Genomic DNA, 516 nt, shown 5'->3' with positions numbered 1-516 from the left:
TCCGGCATTACCTTTTAATAGAGTGAGCGCATCATTTATTCCCGGTGCTAATGAAATATGAGAGACGATATCGCTTAGTGATTGATCAAAAAATGCATCAAGGCAAGAAAGCAGGCCGACGGTGTAAAACTGGTCTTTTAGGCTTGGTTCAATATATTCCGATAGCCTTTCACACATTAGTGCACGTACCAGCGCCATATAGTGCAGCGCTTCGGGCTTGTCGTCCAACTTGCTTAATGCCAGCAAGCTGGCCCAGCTCTTAATTTTATCTATGCCCAGTAAGGTGACTGCCTTGTGAATAGAGTCGATGGTGTTGCTTCGTTTAACGGCGGCAGAGTTAATTAGCTTGAGAAGCTTGAAGCTTAGTGCCGGGTCTCGGGAAATAATGGAGGTTAAGCCATCCATATCAATCTCGGGTGCTTGAATTTCAGAAATTAGGTTAATTATTGCCATTTTTCCTGCAGCGATTTTCTTACCTTTAATTATCTCGGGCTTGGATAAAAAATAGCCTTGGAA

1 protein-coding gene is annotated in these 516 nt (G+C 43.2%); it reads right to left on the bottom strand.

Annotated features, from left to right (window positions below; all coding sequences use genetic code 11):
* On the bottom strand, window positions 1-516 hold a 516-nt coding region (locus A3756_RS06195), incomplete at both ends, for an EAL and HDOD domain-containing protein (protein ID WP_156490317.1).

Source organism: Oleiphilus sp. HI0086 (assembly GCF_001635225.1).
The sequence above is the reverse complement of the archived record's forward strand: the minus strand, read 5'-3'. Positions and strand labels throughout refer to the sequence as shown.